General features: G+C 72.2%; 18 protein-coding genes. 1 reads left to right on the top strand and 17 read right to left on the bottom strand.

The features are described from left to right. Positions 1–157 precede the first annotated feature (157 nt). From dprA to proS, 16 genes are all read right to left on the bottom strand, one after another. Positions 158–1,333: a DNA-processing protein DprA gene (gene dprA, locus ABZ899_RS18530; RefSeq protein ID WP_361346945.1), complete on the bottom strand. Its 1,176-nt coding sequence runs from the start codon at positions 1,331–1,333 to the stop codon at positions 158–160. Further along, positions 1,330–2,955, bottom strand: coding sequence for a YifB family Mg chelatase-like AAA ATPase (locus ABZ899_RS18525; protein ID WP_361346942.1), 1,626 nt, complete (start codon positions 2,953–2,955; stop codon positions 1,330–1,332). Before ABZ899_RS18525 ends, dprA begins: the two co-directional genes overlap by 4 nt. Before the next feature lies 1 nt (position 2,956). Beyond that, complete coding sequence (locus ABZ899_RS18520; protein WP_361346939.1) at positions 2,957–3,319, bottom strand: YraN family protein; 363 nt, start codon at positions 3,317–3,319, stop codon at positions 2,957–2,959. Positions 3,320–3,426: 107 nt separating this feature from the next. Further along, positions 3,427–3,735 (bottom strand): DUF2469 domain-containing protein, encoded by a 309-nt coding sequence (locus ABZ899_RS18515; protein ID WP_003965949.1) that lies wholly within the window; start codon positions 3,733–3,735, stop codon positions 3,427–3,429. Between the two features lie 56 nt (positions 3,736–3,791). Continuing rightward, positions 3,792–4,304, bottom strand: a complete 513-nt coding sequence (locus tag ABZ899_RS18510; protein WP_361346936.1) for an NUDIX hydrolase — start codon at positions 4,302–4,304, stop codon at positions 3,792–3,794. Beyond that, complete coding sequence (lepB, locus tag ABZ899_RS18505) at positions 4,294–5,064, bottom strand: signal peptidase I (RefSeq protein ID WP_361346934.1); 771 nt, start codon at positions 5,062–5,064, stop codon at positions 4,294–4,296. The genes ABZ899_RS18510 and lepB (ABZ899_RS18505) overlap by 11 nt, the downstream gene beginning before the upstream one ends. Positions 5,065–5,239: 175 nt before the next feature. Beyond that, the gene (gene lepB / locus ABZ899_RS18500; RefSeq protein WP_361346931.1) at positions 5,240–6,205 is read right to left on the bottom strand and encodes a signal peptidase I; all 966 of its coding nucleotides are present in this window, start codon (positions 6,203–6,205) and stop codon (positions 5,240–5,242) included. Further along, a complete protein-coding gene (gene lepB / locus ABZ899_RS18495; protein ID WP_361346928.1) occupies positions 6,093–7,184 on the bottom strand; it encodes a signal peptidase I in 1,092 nt (363 codons plus the stop codon). Before lepB (ABZ899_RS18495) ends, lepB (ABZ899_RS18500) begins: the two co-directional genes overlap by 113 nt. Next, entirely contained in the window at positions 7,177–7,893 is a 717-nt protein-coding gene (gene lepB, locus ABZ899_RS18490) for a signal peptidase I (protein ID WP_361346925.1), read from the bottom strand. The genes lepB (ABZ899_RS18495) and lepB (ABZ899_RS18490) overlap by 8 nt, the downstream gene beginning before the upstream one ends. A gap of 60 nt (positions 7,894–7,953) precedes the next feature. Then, a complete protein-coding gene (gene rplS, locus ABZ899_RS18485; protein ID WP_361346922.1) occupies positions 7,954–8,304 on the bottom strand; it encodes a 50S ribosomal protein L19 in 351 nt (116 codons plus the stop codon). Positions 8,305–8,435: 131 nt separating this feature from the next. Continuing rightward, on the bottom strand, positions 8,436–9,269 hold the full coding sequence (trmD, locus tag ABZ899_RS18480; protein WP_361346919.1) for a tRNA (guanosine(37)-N1)-methyltransferase TrmD: 834 nt from the start codon (positions 9,267–9,269) through the stop codon (positions 8,436–8,438). Then, entirely contained in the window at positions 9,269–9,820 is a 552-nt protein-coding gene (gene rimM / locus ABZ899_RS18475; RefSeq protein WP_361346916.1) for a ribosome maturation factor RimM, read from the bottom strand. Before rimM ends, trmD begins: the two co-directional genes overlap by 1 nt. 105 nt (positions 9,821–9,925) lie before the next feature. Next, on the bottom strand, positions 9,926–10,165 hold the full coding sequence (locus ABZ899_RS18470; protein ID WP_003973401.1) for an RNA-binding protein: 240 nt from the start codon (positions 10,163–10,165) through the stop codon (positions 9,926–9,928). Positions 10,166–10,167: 2 nt separating this feature from the next. Continuing rightward, the gene (rpsP, locus tag ABZ899_RS18465; protein ID WP_361346913.1) at positions 10,168–10,587 is read right to left on the bottom strand and encodes a 30S ribosomal protein S16; all 420 of its coding nucleotides are present in this window, start codon (positions 10,585–10,587) and stop codon (positions 10,168–10,170) included. A 384-nt stretch (positions 10,588–10,971) separates the two neighbouring features. Beyond that, positions 10,972–11,568 (bottom strand): hypothetical protein, encoded by a 597-nt coding sequence (locus tag ABZ899_RS18460; protein ID WP_361346910.1) that lies wholly within the window; start codon positions 11,566–11,568, stop codon positions 10,972–10,974. A 260-nt stretch (positions 11,569–11,828) separates the two neighbouring features. Further along, on the bottom strand, positions 11,829–13,244 hold the full coding sequence (gene proS / locus ABZ899_RS18455) for a proline--tRNA ligase (RefSeq protein WP_361346907.1): 1,416 nt from the start codon (positions 13,242–13,244) through the stop codon (positions 11,829–11,831). A gap of 198 nt (positions 13,245–13,442) precedes the next feature. Here proS and ABZ899_RS18450 point away from each other — a divergent pair, with 198 nt between their 5' ends. Then, positions 13,443–14,297 (top strand): SAM-dependent methyltransferase, encoded by an 855-nt coding sequence (locus tag ABZ899_RS18450; RefSeq protein WP_361346904.1) that lies wholly within the window; start codon positions 13,443–13,445, stop codon positions 14,295–14,297. A gap of 19 nt (positions 14,298–14,316) precedes the next feature. On the opposite strand, the gene ftsH is transcribed toward ABZ899_RS18450, so the two are convergent. Next, positions 14,317–16,254, bottom strand: a complete 1,938-nt coding sequence (gene ftsH / locus ABZ899_RS18445; RefSeq protein WP_361346901.1) for an ATP-dependent zinc metalloprotease FtsH — start codon at positions 16,252–16,254, stop codon at positions 14,317–14,319. Positions 16,255–16,309: the final 55 nt, after the last annotated feature.

The raw sequence follows: 16,309 nt of genomic DNA, 5'->3' as shown, positions 1-16,309 counted from the left end.
CGCGGTGCGCGAAGGGCGGAGGCCGAGCCGTACGCAGATACGTTCCGCTGGAGGCCCCGCCGGGGTACGGCGGTCGCGCTGCGTGATCACACGAACACCCCAACTGGGGGAATCTGCAAGGGCGTCCGTGTTCCCCCGTACGGCCGAACACGCTCGGTCAGCATGGATGGCGCCCGGTGCGGGCGGCCGTCATCGCCTGGCGTGTCAACTTCCAGCCGTCGCCGTGTCGTTCGACCCAGCCGAGTGAGCGGAGTTCGTACAGTCTCGCGACGGCGTCGTCCTCCGTGGTCTGCGCACCGCGCGCGATCTCGTCCGCCCGGGCGGCGCGCGGGCCGGGCAGGGCGGCCAGGACCGCGCGTGCCCTCGGTGCGAGCAGGTCGCGCGGGAGGACGGGCCCGTGTCGCTCGGGGGCCAGCTCCCCCATGTCCCCGACGAGTTCGATGATCTCCGCGGCGTCGGTCACCAGCACCGCGTCCTGCCGCAGCAGGTGGTGCACTCCGGCGGAGAGGCCGCTGGTCGCGGGGCCCGGGACGCCCATGGTGTGCCGGCCGAGGCGCCGGGCGGTCCGTGCGGTGGACAGGGAGCCGCTGCGGTGGGCGGCCTCCACGACGACCGTGCCGCGGGTGAGCGCGGCGATCACGCGGTTGCGCACGATGAATCTGCTGGGGGTGGGGTGCTCCCCCGGTGGCAGCTCCCCGACGACCAGGCCCTGCTCGGCGATCCGGTCGATCAACTGGGTGTGCCCGCGCGGGTAGGGGCGGTCGGCGCCGCAGGCGAGGACGGCGACGGTGGCCCCGCCGGCACCGAGGGCGCCCCGGTGGGCGGCGCCGTCGACCCCGTAGGCGCCGCCGGAGACGACCACCCAGCCCTGTTCGGCGAGCGTGCCGGCGAGGGTGGCGGCCATGTGCGCGCCGTACTCCGTGCAGGCCCGCGCTCCGACCAGCGCGACGGAGCGCAGCGCCCACATGCGCAGGTCGGCCGGTCCGCGCACCCACAGCCCGAGGGGCCGCGCGTCGCCGAGGTCGTCGAGCTGCCCGGGCCATTCGGTGTCCCCCGGGCACAGGAACCGCATCCCGGCGTCCCGGGCCACGGCGAGGTCCCGGGCGGGATCAGCGCGGGCCGCCCGGGCGCGCAGCCCCTCCCAGCGTCGGGGGCCGATGCCCGGCAGGGGAGGCTCGGCGTCCTCCCGAAGCCGCCGTACGACCGCGCTCGCGCCGAACTCGCGCACCCAGCGCCCGGCGGTCTCGTCGCCGGGTTCGACGACCCGGCTGAGGAAGACCCGGTCGAGCAGGGCGTCCGGCGGGGTCTCCCCCGGTGTCCCGGCGCCGGTCACGTCAGGGCCCCGATCGCCATGGGGACTCCGCGGGGGACTCCGGTGCGCAGCTGCAGGGCGAGGGCGACGTCCGTGGCGTCGGGCCGGTCGTGGCCGACGAGGTCGGCGACGGTCCAGGCGACGCGCAGGACGCGGTCGAGTCCGCGGGCCGTGAGCACACCGCGCTCCAGGGTCCGCTCGGCCTCGTCCATGGCGCCGCTCACCGCGTGCCAGCGGCTGCGCAGCTCGCGTCCGGGGATCTCGCTGTTGGTCCGCCAGGGGGTGCCGGTGAGCCGCGCGGCGGCCCGCTCACGGGCGGCGCGCACCCGGTCGGCGACGGTGGCGGTCGACTCGCCGCGGGCGCCGCGCTCGGCGAGCTGGGCCCGGGTGACGCGGTCGACCTCGACCCGGAGGTCGACACGGTCGAGCAGCGGCCCGGACAGCCGGGCCTGGTAGCGGCGGATGGCGGAGGGCGGGCACTCGCACAGGTCGTCGGTCCGGGAGAAGCGCCCGCAGGGGCAGGGGTTGGCCGCGAGGACCATGAGGAACTTCGCCGGGAAGCGGACGACGCCCGCACTGCGTGCGATCACCACGTGCCCGGCCTCCAGGGGCTGGCGCAGGGCGTCGAGCGCCTGGCCGCCGAACTCGGGCGTCTCGTCCAGGAAGAGCACGCCCCGGTGGGCGAGCGACACCGCGCCGGGGCGGGCGAAGCCGGGTCCGCCGCCGACCAGGGCCTGCATGGTGGCGGAGTGGTGCGGGGCGCAGTAGGGGGCCGCGTCGATGAGGGGCTTGCCCGGTGGCAGGAGCCCGGCGACCGAGTGCACGGCCGTGACCTCCAGGGACTCCTGTCGGCCGAGCGGCGGGAGGATGGCCGGCAGCCGCTCCGCGAGCATCGTCTTGCCGGCGCCGGGCGGACCCTCCAGGAAGAGATGGTGCCCGCCGGCCGCGGCGATCTCCACGGCGGTGCGTGCCGAGGTCTGCCCGACGACGTCGGCGAGGTCGTGACCGTTCTCGCAGGCGGTGGCGCCCAGGTTCCGCATGCCGCTGGCCGCGCCGGTCCCCGGCATCCGCAGTCCCGCGAGCAGTGGGTCGGGACGGCCGTGGTCCTCGGGTTCCTCGTCGGGGACGGGTTCGTCGGCGAGGACGGCGATCAGCTGGCGCAGGCTGCGTACGCCGAGCACGGAGACGCCCGGTACCAGGGACGCCTCGGCGGCCGCGCACTCGGGGACGACGACCTGTTCGTATCCGGCGTCGGCGGCGGCCAGCACGGCGGGGAGGATGCCCCGGACGGGGCGCACCCGGCCGTCCAGTCCGAGTTCGCCGATCATCACGATGTCGGCGAGGACGCGTGGGTCGATGCGCTCGGCGGCGCCGAGGACCGCGCAGGCGACGGCCAGGTCGAAGCCGCTGCCGGCCTTCGGCACGGAGGCCGGGCTGAGTCCCACGGTGAGCTTCTTCTGCGGCCACTCGCCGCCGGAGTTGACGACGGCCGCCCGGACCCGGTCGCGGCTCTCGGTCAGGCTCTTGTCGGGCAGGCCCACCAGGGTGAAGGCCGCGACGCCCGGTTCCAGGTCCGCCTGGACCTCGACGACGACTCCCTCGACGCCCACGAGCGCCACCGAGCAGGTGCGTGCGAACCCCATGTCAGGCCACCCCTCGCGCATGCTCGACGACGGGGGCGCCCCGGTCGGGCAGGACGATGCCGACGAGGTCGATGCGGACGCCTCCGGGTGGAGCTCCGCCGTGCGCGTGGATCCAGCGTTCCGCGAGGCCGCGCAGGCGCCGCGCCTTCTCGGGTCCCACGGCGGCCATCGGATGCTCGAAGCCGCCGGCCCTGCGGGTCTTCACCTCGCAGACGACGAGGACGTCGCCGTCGCGGGCGACGATGTCGATCTCTCCGGTCCTGCCACAGCGCCAGTTGCGCCCGAGAACCGTCATCCCGGCCTCGGCCAGCCGCCTCGCGGCGAGATCCTCGCCGTACCTGCCGAGTGCCCTGCGTGCGTTCATGTCGGCACCACCTCCGGCGCCAACGATGAACCCGCCTCAACGCGTCGTTGGATCTTGGTGGACGACTACAGCGCTGTGGACAACTCCCTCACCCGGGCGGGTGAACCTCAGCCGCCGGGGAGTTCGAGGTCGCTCTTGTTCAGCTCCTCGATGTTCACGTCCTTGAACGTGAGGACACGCACCTGCTTCACGAACCGCGCCGGCCGGTACATGTCCCAGACCCAGGCGTCCGCCATGGAAACCTCGAAGAACACCTCACCCTGGACCGAGTGCACCTGCATCTCGTAGTCGTTGGTCAGGTAGAAGCGCCGCTCGGTTTCGATCACGTACTTGAACAGACCGACGACATCGCGGTACTCCCGATAGAGCTTCAGCTCCATCTCGGTCTCGTACTTCTCGAGGTCCTCGGCGCTCATGGCATGTTCCCCTTCAGCCGTGCGATCCCCCCATTGTGCGCCAGTCCCGTCGGCCCCTAGACAATTTCGGTGTCGAGGGTCACGGGCCCGGCAGGGGGACCTTCGTCGAGCAGCCTCCGCAGCAGCTCGGCGAGTCTGGTCGGATACACCGTCTCATGTGCCCGGGCGAGTTCCCGGCACGTCCACCAGCGTGCTCCGGCGACGCTGCGCCGCTCGAGCTCGGTGAGGGCGAGGGCCCTGACCGACGTCTGGGTCGTACGGGCCAGGAAGTACCACTCGTCCTGGTCCCAGCGGCGGCCCGCGAACGGGAACGAGCACCGGCGCCGCCACAGCACGGGGCCGAGGTCGACGTCCGTGATGCCGGTCTCCTCGGCGAGTTCCCGCAGAGCGGCCTCTTCGCGCGTCTCGTCGCCCTCCACTCCCCCGCCGGGTGTGAACCACCAGTCGTCGGCTAGGTCCTCCGGCTCGTGGCCGTGCAGCAGCAGGATGCGGTCCTCGGGGTCGAGCAGCACGACGCGGGCGACCCTGCGCACCCCGCCCTCGGGCGGGCCGTCGGTCTCAGCGGGCACGCGCGGGCTCCGCCGTGCGGGAGCGGCCACCGAGCAGCCTGGCGATCGGGCCGTACGCCGCGCCGCCCAGGACGAGCAGGGCACCCGCGACGATCATGAGGCCCTGCGTGCGCAGCGGCCCCTGCGGCGACAGCGGCCCGAGCTTCTCGAAGCCGGTGGCCTGCTCCAGCATGCCGTCCATGGGCCACACGACGGCCTCCACGCGGGCCGAGACGGCACTGCGGGCGACCGTGCCGCTCGCGGCGTCCGTGAGGTGGGCGGTGGAGTCGAGGGAGCCGCTGCGCTCGTCGCCGAGGAGGAAGATCCTGCCCTCGGGGACCTTCACGGTCGGGAAGCCCTGGAGCTCGGCGAGGCCGTCGTCGGCCAGGTAGGGCTCGTCGATCTGCTTGCCGTTGACGGTGAGCTTGCCGTCGGTGCAGCAGGCGACGGTGTCGCCGCCGATCGCGACGACGCGTTTGACGACGGGGGCGTTGCTGACCCAGGTCTTGTCGGTGAAGACGACGACGTCACCGCGGTGGACGTCGCCGCCGTCGACGCGCTGCGCGAGCACCCGGGCGCCGGCGCCGATCGTGGGCGCCATCGAGCTGGTGGGGACGGTGTACGGCCGGTACACGACCGCTCCCCAGGCGAAGCCGCCCAGGAACAGCAGCAGACCCAGCGCCACGGCCACCCCGGACAGCACCTGCCCGGTCCGGCTGCCCACCGGGCCCTTGCTCGCGCCGGCACGCGGCGCCGTACGTGTCGTGCTCTCGCCACCCATGGACCCGCACCCTACCCGGCGGTACCGACGCCGGGCAGCCCCTCAGAAGCCCGCGGGCCGGCGGCTCGGCAAAGCTTTCCCCAGCTACGGGTGCGAAACGGAACGGCTGATGCCGTACTCCGCGGGGGCCCGGTACGAGGGCCCGGGCCGGTCCGGGCCGCGGCGTCCCGGCCGCTCAGCGCGTCCGCTCGGCCTTGGCCCGCTGACGGCGCCACAGCACCAGCGGCACCGCTCCGGCCAGGGCGAGGCTCGGCGGCGCGACCGTCAGGGCCGCGGACCGCGTGCTGAGGTCCTGGTCGAAGGTGTCCGGAACCGGCAGGGTGTCCCAGCGGCCGACCGGCCACGCGATGACGACGGCACGGCCGACGGCCTTGTCGACGGGGACCATGCCGTGGTTCTTGTCGGACCGGTTGTAGCGCGAGTCCCGGGAGTTCTGCCGGTGGTCGCCCATCACCCAGATGAAGCCCTCGGGGACCTTCACCTTGAACTGACCGCCCTGGTCGTCCTGGCTGCACGGGGTGTTGCCCGGGTAGACGTAGGGCTCGTTCAGCGCCTTGCCGTTGACCGTCAGCGGGCCCGTGCCCTTGCACTCGACGGTGTCGCCGCCGACGCCGATCACCCGCTTGATCAGGTCCTTCTCCTCGGAGGACGGCATCAGGCCGATCCAGCTGAGGAAGGTCTGCAGGGCGTTCGGGTCGGGGGTGGGCTCCCCGGCGAGCCACTGGTCGGGGTCGTGGAAGACGACGACCTCGCCGCGCTGCGGCTCGGAGCCGAACCACGGGGTGAGCTTGTCGACGAGGACGCGGTCACCCTGCTGGAGGGTGTTCTGCATCGAGTCGGAGGGGATCGAGAACGCCTGTACCAGGAACGTCTTGATCAGCAGCGCGAGGACGAGCGCGATCCCGATCAGGATCGGCAGCTCCTTCCAGAAGGAGCGCTGCTTCTTCGCGGGAGCGGCCCCGCCCGACCCCTCGCCGCCGGTCGGGGGCTGCCCGCCCGACCGTCCGCCGTCATTGCCGGATCCGGGCTCATTCCCGGAGGTCACGGCGCCGTCCGCGGCCGGGTCGGCTGCGCCCACGGGGTGTCCGCGGTGCTCCTCGCCGTCGTGCCCGGACCGTGCGCCAACCGCCACATCCCCCACGCCAACTCCTTACTCTGTGCCGCTGCCTGCCCCATGCGCGGCGCAGGCCCACCACTCCCATAACGAGCGGGAGTTCCGCAGGGCTCGGGAGCTGGAGCGTTCCGTTCGATTCGTCCGAGGCAACCCTATGCGACAGCGGCACGGACGCGGTCGACCCCGGCACCGAGTCGGCCACCGAGGCGTAGGTGTTCGGCTCGTCCAGGCTGGTCCAGTGCCCGAGGGGCCAGGCGATCCACTTCGCGCGTCCGACAACCTCGTCCTCGGAGACCGTGCCGCCGTACTCCTGGTCCTGGTGGGCGCGGGAGTCGGCGGAGTTCGCCCGGTGGTCGCCCATCACCCACAGCCGGCCCTGGGGGACGGTAATGTCGAACTGGGTCTTGGAGGGGGTGTTCCCGGGGTACAGGTAGTCCTCGTTCAGGGGAACGCCGTTGACAGTGACCCGTCCTTGCGCGTCGCAGCACTTGACGCGGTCGCCGCCGACGCCGACGACCCGTTTGATCAGGTCCTTCTCGTCGTCGGAGGGCAGCAGGCCGATGAAGGTGAGGGCCTCCTTGACCTGCTTGACGACGACGGGATCGTCCTTCTTCACGGTCGTCCGCTCGTCCTTGAGCCAGCCGCCGGGGTCCTTGAAGACCACGACGTCGCCGCGCTCGGGCTTGTTGCCGAACCACGGGGTCAGCTTGTCGACGAGGACGCGGTCGCCGACCTGGATCGTCTGCTCCATGGAGCCGGACGGGATCACGAAGGCCTGGACGAGGAAGGTCTTCAGGACGAGCGCTATCAGGACGGCGACGCCGACGAGGAGGGGTATCTCCTTGATCGCGGAGCGCCTGCGGCGGCGTTTGACCTTGCGCTGGAGCTTGCGCCGCTCGGCGCGGCTGCGGCCGCCCGTGGGGCCGGACGCGCGCCGGGAGCCGGTGGGCAGCAGGTTGTCGGCGGCACTGCTGGGTACGCCGCGCGGCTTGCCACGGTTACCCATGGGCGCCGTCCGGGGCGGGCACGCGCGCGTAGGCGTCCGGACGGTGCAGTCGGGTCCAGTGGGCCGCGGGCCAGACGATCGCCTCGGCGCGGCCGATGACGTCGTCGACCGGGATCATGCCGCCGCCGGGTGAGCCCAGGTGGTCGCGGGAGTCGCTGGAGGCGCCGCGGTGGTCGCCGAGGACGAAGAGCCTGCCGTCGGGGACGACGACGTCGAACCGCACGGCGGACGGGCGGTCGCCGGGGTACAGGAACGTCGACTCGTCGACCGGGCGGCCGTTCACCTGGATCCTCCCCTCCTTGTCACAGCAGACCACGTGGTCTCCCCCCACACCCACAACGCGTTTGATGTAGTCGGCGTCCCCGAAATACCCGGTTCCGTCGAACACGACGACATCGCCGCGCCGCGGCCCGGCATCGAAACGGTACGCCAACTTATTTACGACTACGCGGTCGCCGATCCTCAATGCGGGCTCCATGGATCCGCTCGGAATCTCGAACGGCCGCGCGACGAACAGGTTGAGCAGGAGGACGCCCACCAGGACCAGCAGCAGGGTCAGGCTGTACCGGCCGCCGGGGAGCCGGCCGGTGATCCCGGCCGGCAACGCGAAACGCGACCGTCCCTCCCGGCCCTCCGGGTCCGGGGTGTACCCGGTGCCGGAAGGGCGGGAGGAGCGGTCGCGCTCCGTGTGCTGTGCTTCGGTGTCCATCGAGGCCAGATGCTATCCGGCCCCGCCGCGGACCCCTCGGGGGCGAGCCCCCGGAAGCGCTCAGTTCTCGCGCTTCTCCTTGATCTTCGCGGCCTTGCCGCGCAGCTCGCGCAGGTAGTACAGCTTGGCGCGACGCACGTCACCCCGGGTGACGAGCTCGATCTTCTCCACGATCGGGGTGTGCACCGGGAAGGTGCGCTCGACGCCGACGGAGAAGGAGACCTTGCGGACCGTGAAGGTCTCGCGCACGCCGGCACCCTGGCGGCGGATCACCACGCCCTTGAACTGCTGCACACGGGAGCGGTTGCCCTCGATGACGCGCACGTGGACGTTGACGGTGTCGCCGGGGCGGAAGGGCGGGACGTCGGTGCGCAGCGACGCGGCGTCGACGGAGTCGAGCAGGTGAGACATTTCGTCTGCTTTCTTCGCTGATGCCACAGGTCATCAACGGCACTAGGTGTTCGATGAGTGCTGTGCCCGTCAGGGCGGGCGTCGTGTCCCCCTGTGGCAGGGGCGCACGCCGGACGGCGCACAACAGCGGCCTATTCTTCCACGGCCTCGGTCCTGCGCCAAAATCGGCCGACCCGCTCGCCCTCCGGGTCGGGCATCCAGCCCAGGATGGAGAGCATCTCGCGGTCCTTCTTGTCGAAGGCGGCGGGCTCGCAGCGTTCGATCAGGTCGGGCCGGTGGGCCGTGGTGCGCCGCAGGGCTTCGTCGCGGCGCCAGCGGGCGATCCTGCCGTGGTGGCCGCTGAGCAGCACCTCCGGGATGTCCCGGCCGCGCCACTCGGGCGGCTTGGTGTAGACGGGGCCCTCCAGCAGGCTCGCCATGGCACCGGGCGCGAAGGAGTCGTCGCGGTGCGACTCGGCGTTGCCGAGGACGCCGGGCAGCAGCCGGGCCACGGCCTCGGTGATCACGAGGACGGCCGCCTCGCCGCCGGCGAGGACGTAGTCGCCGATGGACACCTCGTGCACGGGCATCCGGGTGCCGTACTCGTCGATGACGCGGCGGTCGATGCCCTCGTAGCGGGCCGGGGTGAAGATCAGCCAGGGCCGCTCGGACAGTTCGACGGCGAGTTCCTGGGTGAAGGGCCGCCCGCTGGGGGTGGGGACGATCAGGGTGGGCCGGCCGGCGCCGCTCTCGTAGCCGTCGGCCAGGACGGAGTCGAGCGCGTCGCCCCAGGGCTCGGTCTTCATGACCATGCCGGGGCCGCCGCCGTACGGGGTGTCGTCGACCGTGTTGTGGCGGTCGTAGGTCCACCGGCGCAGGTCGTGCACCTGGACGTCGAGCTGCCCGCGCGCGCGTGCCTTGCCGACGAGGGAGACGTTCAGGGGGTCCAGGTACTCGGGGAAGATCGTGACGACGTCGAGCCGCATCAGCTCTCGGCCTCCGCGTCACGGGACGAGGCGATCTCCGCGCGGTCGTCGATGAGGCCCGGCGGCGGGGCGATGACGGCCCGCTGCTCCTCCAGGTCGATCTCGGTGACGATCTCGGAGACGAAGGGGATCATCACCTCGCTCCCGTCGGGCCGTTCGACGATGAACAGGTCCTGGGAGGGCAGGTGCGAGATCTCGGTGATGCGGCCGACCTCGACGCCGTCCGCGGTGACCACGTCCAGGTCCATGAGCTGGTGGTCGTAGTACTCGTCCTCCTCCTCGGGCAGCTCGTCGGGGTCGACGTCGGCGATCAGGAGGGTGTTGCGCAGGGCCTCGGCGCCGGTGCGGTCGCGTACGCCCTCGAAGCGCAGCAGGAGGCGGCCGCTGTGGACGCGGCCGCTCTCGATGGTGAGGGGTCCCGTGGACGCGGGATCGGTGGCGAGCACGGCTCCGGGCGCGAGCCGCAGCTCCGGCTCGTCGGTGCGTACCTCGACGGTGACCTCGCCCTTGATGCCGTGGGCTCGGCCGATCCGTCCGACTACCAGCTGCACGTGTCCCATCTCCTGTCGTGTGCCTGCGGCATGACTTCGTATACGACTACGGGCCGGGGACGGCCAAGTGGCCCTCCCCGGCCCGAGCCGGTGCTGTGTTCGGCGTCAGCGGACGTGGTCCACGTCGACGAGGTCGACGCGGACACCGCGGCCGCCGATGGCGCCCACGACGGTGCGCAGAGCGCGTGCGGTGCGGCCGTTGCGGCCGATCACCTTGCCGAGGTCGTCGGGGTGGACCCGGACCTCCAGCACACGCCCGCGGCGCAGGTTGCGCGAGGCGACCTGCACATCGTCAGGGTTGTCGACGATGCCCTTCACGAGGTGCTCGAGAGCCTCCTCGAGCATGCTCAGGCCTCGGCCGACGCGGACTCGGCCGGGGCCTCGTCCTTCTTCTCCGCCTTCTTCTTCTGGGTGATCGCCTCACCCTTGCCCTCGTCGTCGCCACCGAGGGCCTCGAACGTCGGGCGCGCCTTCTTCGGCTCGGCGGTCAGCAGCGGAGCCGGGGCGGGCTCGCCCTTGAACTTCTGCCAGTCGCCGGTCTTCTTCAGGATGGCGAGGACGGGCTCGGTCGGCTGCGCGCCGACACCCAGCCAGTACGCCACGCGCTCGGCGTCCACCTCCATGACCGACGGGTTGTAGGTCGGGTGGTACTTGCCGATCTCCTCGATCGCACGGCCGTCACGACGGGTACGGGAGTCGGCGACGACGATGCGGTAGTGAGGCGAACGGATCTTGCCCAGACGCTTCAGCTTGATCTTGACTGCCACTGGAGTGGGTTCTCCTGGATTTGACGTGGGTGGGCACGGCGGGACGGCCGCGTGGGGTTGCGGTACCCGAGTGCCCGATGGACGCGTCAGCCGGAGGAGAGAGGGGTCCTGTGCGGCTGTCGAGTACAGCTAGCCATTGTGCCACACCCGGCGGGTCGCTCTCGGCCGCGGGCGGCCGGTTGTGCGCGGGCATGGCGAAGGGGCACCCGGCGGACCGGGTGCCGTGAGCATCGGCCACGAGCAGCCCGACGCCGCGGGATGCCGCTCGCGCCCGGCCGGGCCGTCCTCGACGGCCCGGCCGCCCGGGTCACGGCGGCACCCGCCTCGCCCCGCGTCCCTGACCGGCAGCCACGAGATGCCGGTGCCGGACGCCGTGCGAGCGCGTCACGCGGCGCCCATGACCTCCGGGATGCGGAACGGCTTGCCGCAGCCGCCGCACACGATCGGTGCCTGGGCGAGGACCGAGGGGACGACGCGGACGTTGCGGCCGCAGTCGCAGACCGCTTTGACGCGGACGCCGCCCCCGGAGGACCCGTGCCGTGCGGCCGGGCCCCGGAAGGTCCTGCCGGTGTCCGAGGAGGTCGCCGCCACGTGGGCCTTCAGGGCCCGCTGGAGCCGCTCGATGGTCGGGCGGTACCGGCGCTTGGCCTCGGGGTTGAGCGTGACCAGGGAGAAACCGCTGCTCGGGTGCGGCTCCTCGGGATGGTCCAGGCCCAGCTCCTCGGCGATGGTGAGGAATCTGCGGTTGTGGTAGCGGCCGGCCCGGGACGTGTCCCGGATGCCGCGGGCGGCGGCGATGCCATGGACTGCCTCATGGAGCAGTCGCTCGAAGGAGAGTTCGTGACCGCACGCGGACGACGACTCCCCGATCAGGGACTCTGGCGCGGCGAGATCCGGCAGCTCGGGGTGGTACCGCTGAATATCGGCCCACGCCTGTGCCAGCTCCGCGGCGAGAACAGGTGGTGTCTGTGTCGTGCTCACGTAATGACAACGAGCCGGGGTGCCGCTGTGTTCCGATTCCAGGGCATCCCAAATAATTTGCACGTACCCGTCAGTCGGGAATGATGCGCACCGACGAGGGCGGGTGCGCTGATCTGCGGAGAAAGGCTTACAGCTCCTACCAAGCCGGTGCGTAGCCTGACGTACGACCCGGCGCGTAGGCCGGGTCCAGACGCGGTCACCCCTGTGATGGGCGCGTGCGCAAGAGGCGTTTCGGCCGCTGTCGCTCCCCCGGCGTCATCTCAGTAAGCGCGCGCGACGACCGCGACGTTACCGGGCGCGTCCTCGGAGTCCGGCACCGACCCGTCCGCGGCGACCAGACACCGTACGGTCACCGCCTGCTCGGCGAGGCGGGCCTCGCCTTCCGGGCCGAGCACGGCCCACGGCAGGCGCGCCCAGCCGCCGCCCGCCACCGCCTCGACGGCCTCCTCGGCGGTCGCCACGTCCGCGGTCCGGGAGGCGCGGCGCTCACGGGACTGCGCCAGCAGCAGCGCCTGGTCCTCCTCCAGGACCGCGGGCAGCCGGGCCGCCAGCGCGTCGAGCGCGATCGGCTCCTTGCCGCCGGGGATCCGCCGGGCCAGCATCGCCGTGCCGTTCTCCAGGTCACGGGGGCCGACCTCGACGCGGGCCGGCACGCCCTTCAGCTCCCAGTCCACGATCCGGCGGCCGAAAGGGGTGTCCGTGCGGTCGTCGACCTGGACCCGCAGACCGTCGGCGGCGAGCCGGGCGCCGGTCTCCCGGACCGTGGCCAGAACCCGTTCGTCGCCCTTGACCGCGACCACGACGACCTGGGTCTGCGCCAGCCGCGGCGGCACGCGCAGGCCGTCGTCGTCGCCGTGCATCATCACCAGCGCACCGATCATGCGGGTGGTCGAGCCCCAGGAGGTCTGCCAGACCAGTTCCTGCCGCCCCTCCGCGGAGAGATAGCGCGTGTCGAACGCCTTGGCGAAGTTCTGGCCCAGTTCATGGCTGGTGGCCATCTGCAGGGCCTTGCCGTCGCCCATCATGCCTTCGAGCGTGAGGGTGTTGACGGCTCCGGCGAACCGCTCCCTCGTGGTCTTGCGCCCGGGGAGGACGTCCATGGCGAGGACGTTCACCATGAAGTCCTCGTAGACCTCGCGGTGGATGCGCGCGGCGAAGTCGCGGGCCTCCTCGTAGGTGGCGTGCGCGGTGTGGCCCTCCTGCCACAGGAACTCGGTCGTGCGCAGGAACAGGCGCGGCCGCAGCTCCCAACGCACCACGTTCGCCCACTGGTTGATCAGCAGCGGCAGATCGCGGTAGCTCTGCACCCATTTGGCGAAGTACTCGTTGACGATCATCTCGGAGGTGGGGCGGACCACGGCGGGCTCCTCCAGCTCCTTGCCGCCGCCGTGCGTGACCACCGCGAGTTCGGGTGCGAACCCCTCGACGTGGTCGGCCTCACGGGCCAGCAAGGACTGCGGGATCAGCACCGGGAAGTAGGCGTTCTGGGTGCCGGTCGCCTTGATGCGGGCGTCCATCTCGGCCTGCATGCGCTCCCAGAGGCCGTACCCGTACGGCCGGATGACCATGGTGCCGCGCACCGGGCCGTTGTCGGCCAGCTCCGCCTTGGCGACCAGGTCCTGGTACCAGCGCGGGAAGTCGTCGGCCCGGGGCGTGAGTACGGGTGCCTTCGCCATGACGGAATCGTACGGCCTCCCATTACCGGAATGTGAATTTTGGCCACGGACGCGGGGAAGCCACAAGCAGGGCCCCGCAACCCCTGGACGCGGGGACGGGCGCGGAGTTACCTGGCATACGGGGGGAGCGCGAGCGCATGCCACGGGGGCGACGGAAGCGGGCATCGCGACAACTCTCGGCGGATTGGGGCGCTTTACATGACACCTACGCTCGTGCGGCAGCGTCTGCCTCGCGCGGGCCGGGCACCGCGCGTGGACCCGTGTGCACGCGCGCGTGACTGGTCCGAGATCCAGGAGCGGATGCTGGTCCCGCTCTACGAGGCGGTCTACGAGCGCTTGGAGGTGGGTCCCGGCAGCCGGCTGCTGGGCCTGGGATGCGGCAGCGGACTCGCCCTGCTGATGGCGGCGTCCAGAGGCGCGGCCATCACCGGCGTCGAGGCGACCGCTCCCGAGCGGCTGGCCCTGGCGCGGCAGCGGCTGCTCCCCGCGAACGGGGACGTACGCGCGCGCAGCGGCACACGGCTCGTCGACACCTTGGGGGACGCGAGGGAGGCGCGGTCGCCGGCCTTCACGGTCGTGACCGCCTTCGAGCCCATCGGGTGCCTGGACGGCGACGCGGAAGGGCTGACGGGTCTGCTGGCGTCCGCGACCCCGCTCGCCGGGCGGGGCGCGCCGGTGGTGCTGGCGGGCTGGGGGCCGCCCGAGCGCTGTGCGACCTCCTCGGTGCTGCGGGTCGCCACGAAGCTGGCCGATCCGCTGCGGGGCGGAGGCAGTTGGCGCCCGGCGCTGCGGGACGACCTGGAGGAGGTCGCCGAGCGTGCGGGGCTGCGGATGGACGGGTCCGGCCGGGTGGCCTGCCCGTTCGGGTACGCGGACGTGGACAGCGCCGTGCGCGGGTTGCTGTCCACGGGGCTGTTCGACGCGGCGATCACGGCGACGGACCAGGTGCAGGTCGACAAGGAGCTGACGGAGGCGCTGCATCCGCATCAGCGGCGGGACGGGACGGTGTGGATGCCGAACGTCTTCCGGTACCTGATCGCGCGCGTACCGTGAGCTCGGCCGCCCCGGTCCGCTACGCGGTGTCGTCCTTCGGCGGCCACGGGATGCCCGCGACCCGGTAGGCGTCGGCCTCCTCCAGGGTCTCCTGCTCCAGCAGGGCCTGCGCCAGGGCGTCCAGCCGGCCGCGGTGCTCGCGCAGTGTGTGGCGGGCCTCCTCGTAGCAGGCGTCGACGATGCGGCGCATCTCGGTGTCGATGACGTCCAGGGTGTGGGGGGCCGCGGAGAGCCCGTACGCCTGCTGGGCGTCGCTCGGCAGGGCGGACAGCCGGCCGACCCGTTCGCTCATGCCCCAGCGGGCGACCATGCCGCGGGCGATGGCGGTGACCTGTTCGAGGTCGTTCTCCGCGCCGGTGGTGACGACGCCGTAGATCTCCTCCTCGGCGGCCATGCCGCCCAGGGCGCCGATGATGCGGCCGCGCAGGTACTCCTCGGAGTGCGCGTACCGCTCCACCTCCGGGGTGGACATGGTGACGCCGAGGGCCCGGCCGCGCGGCACGATGGTGACCTTGCGGACCGGGTCGGCGCCGGGCTGGAGCATGCCGAGCAGGGCGTGGCCGCTCTCGTGGTAGGCGGTGCGTCGCCGGTCCTCCTCGGTCATCACAATGGTGCGTTCGGCGCCGAGCTGCACCTTCTCCAGCGCCTCGGACAGATCCCTGGCCGTCACCTGGGACTGGCCCCTGCGGACCGCGAGCAGCGCGCCCTCGTTGGCGAGGTTGGCCAGGTCCGCGCCGGTCATGCCGGGGGTGGTGCGGGCGAGCTGGGCCAGGTCCACGTCGTCGGCGAGCGGGATGTCGCGGGTGTGGATGCGCAGGATGGCCTCGCGGCCGCGGCGGTCCGGCGGGGAGACGTTGACGACGCGGTCGAAGCGGCCGGGCCGGGTCAGCGCGGGGTCGAGGATGTCGGCGCGGTTGGTGGCCGCGATGACGACGACGCCTTCGGAGCCGGTGAAGCCGTCCATCTCGGTGAGGATCTGGTTCAGGGTCTGCTCGCGCTCGTCGTGGCCGCTGACCGAGGCGCCGCCGCTGCGGACCCGTCCGATGGTGTCGATCTCGTCGATGAAGATGATCGACGGTGCCACCTTGCGGGCCTCGGCGAAGAGTTCCCGGACCCGGGACGCGCCGACACCGACGATCATCTCGATGAACTCGGAGGCGGAGGCGGAGAAGAACGGCACGCCCGCCTCGCCGGCCACGGCCCGCGCGAGCAGGGTCTTGCCGGTGCCGGGCGAGCCCGCGAGGAGGACGCCGCGGGGCATCTTCGCGCCCATCGCGCGGTAGGCGTCGGGGTGTTCCAGGAAGTCGACGACGTCGTCGAGTTCGCCCTTGACCTCGTCGATGCCGGCGACGTCGGCGAAGGTGGTGCGGTGCCGGCCCGGCAGCAGCTCGACGGGTTTGGGCGGCGGCTTGCGCCCGAACATGCCGCCTGCACCGCCGCGGCCCGGGCTGAACCGCCGGGCGATGAAGATCCAGACCGCGACGATGATGACGATCGGCGCGAGGGAGATCAACAGGTTGGTGAGGACACCGCGCTCCTTGACGACCGGCTCCGCGGTCACAGTGACACCCCGGCTGCTGAGCTCCCGCCAGAGGTCGTCCTCGGCGAACGCGGGGCGCTGGGTGTGGAACTTGGTGTACGTCCCGCCGTCGCCGGGGGCGTCCCGGGCCTTCTTGAGCTCGCCCTGGATGGCGTCGCCCTTGGAGTAGATCTTGGATATGTTGCCCGCCTCGACCTGCCGGCTGAACTCGGTGTACGAGATCGTCGGCTCGTCGCCCCGGTCGAGGTAGTTCAGTCCCACGTAGGCGAGCAGGAACACGACCACCACGGTGACGGCCAGCCCCCACCAACGGCCGCGCATCCTGCGGCCGCCGGACCGCCCGGACGGCTCCTCCGGTGTGCCCTCGGTGCGCCACGGCTGGTCCGGAGCCTTCCGTCGTGGCGCGGTATCGCTCATATCTGGACGTTACGGCAGTCGCCGGGCCTCGGCATGCGCAGAGGGCGCGCCTCCC

This window comes from Streptomyces sp. NPDC046859, from assembly GCF_040645135.1.
Classification (GTDB): domain Bacteria; phylum Actinomycetota; class Actinomycetes; order Streptomycetales; family Streptomycetaceae; genus Streptomyces.
The sequence above is the reverse complement of the archived record's forward strand: the minus strand, read 5'-3'. Positions and strand labels throughout refer to the sequence as shown.

What these genes read in the sequence shown, in the direction of transcription:
- lepB (WP_361346928.1), bottom strand. Translation starts at nt 7,184, where the DNA reads ATGGGTAACCGTGGCAAGCCGCGCGGCGTACCCAGCAGTGCCGCCGAC.
- ftsH (WP_361346901.1), bottom strand. Translation starts at nt 16,254, where the DNA reads ATGAGCGATACCGCGCCACGACGGAAGGCTCCGGACCAGCCGTGGCGC.
- rplS (WP_361346922.1), bottom strand. Translation starts at nt 8,304, where the DNA reads ATGTCTCACCTGCTCGACTCCGTCGACGCCGCGTCGCTGCGCACCGAC.
- ABZ899_RS18520 (WP_361346939.1), bottom strand. Translation starts at nt 3,319, where the DNA reads ATGAACGCACGCAGGGCACTCGGCAGGTACGGCGAGGATCTCGCCGCG.
- lepB (WP_361346925.1), bottom strand. Translation starts at nt 7,893, where the DNA reads ATGGACACCGAAGCACAGCACACGGAGCGCGACCGCTCCTCCCGCCCT.
- lepB (WP_361346934.1), bottom strand. Translation starts at nt 5,064, where the DNA reads ATGGGTGGCGAGAGCACGACACGTACGGCGCCGCGTGCCGGCGCGAGC.
- ABZ899_RS18470 (WP_003973401.1), bottom strand. Translation starts at nt 10,165, where the DNA reads ATGCTCGAGGAGGCTCTCGAGCACCTCGTGAAGGGCATCGTCGACAAC.
- ABZ899_RS18525 (WP_361346942.1), bottom strand. Translation starts at nt 2,955, where the DNA reads ATGGGGTTCGCACGCACCTGCTCGGTGGCGCTCGTGGGCGTCGAGGGA.
- ABZ899_RS18450 (WP_361346904.1), top strand. Translation starts at nt 13,443, where the DNA reads ATGACACCTACGCTCGTGCGGCAGCGTCTGCCTCGCGCGGGCCGGGCA.
- proS (WP_361346907.1), bottom strand. Translation starts at nt 13,244, where the DNA reads ATGGCGAAGGCACCCGTACTCACGCCCCGGGCCGACGACTTCCCGCGC.
- ABZ899_RS18515 (WP_003965949.1), bottom strand. Translation starts at nt 3,735, where the DNA reads ATGAGCGCCGAGGACCTCGAGAAGTACGAGACCGAGATGGAGCTGAAG.
- trmD (WP_361346919.1), bottom strand. Translation starts at nt 9,269, where the DNA reads ATGCGGCTCGACGTCGTCACGATCTTCCCCGAGTACCTGGACCCCCTG.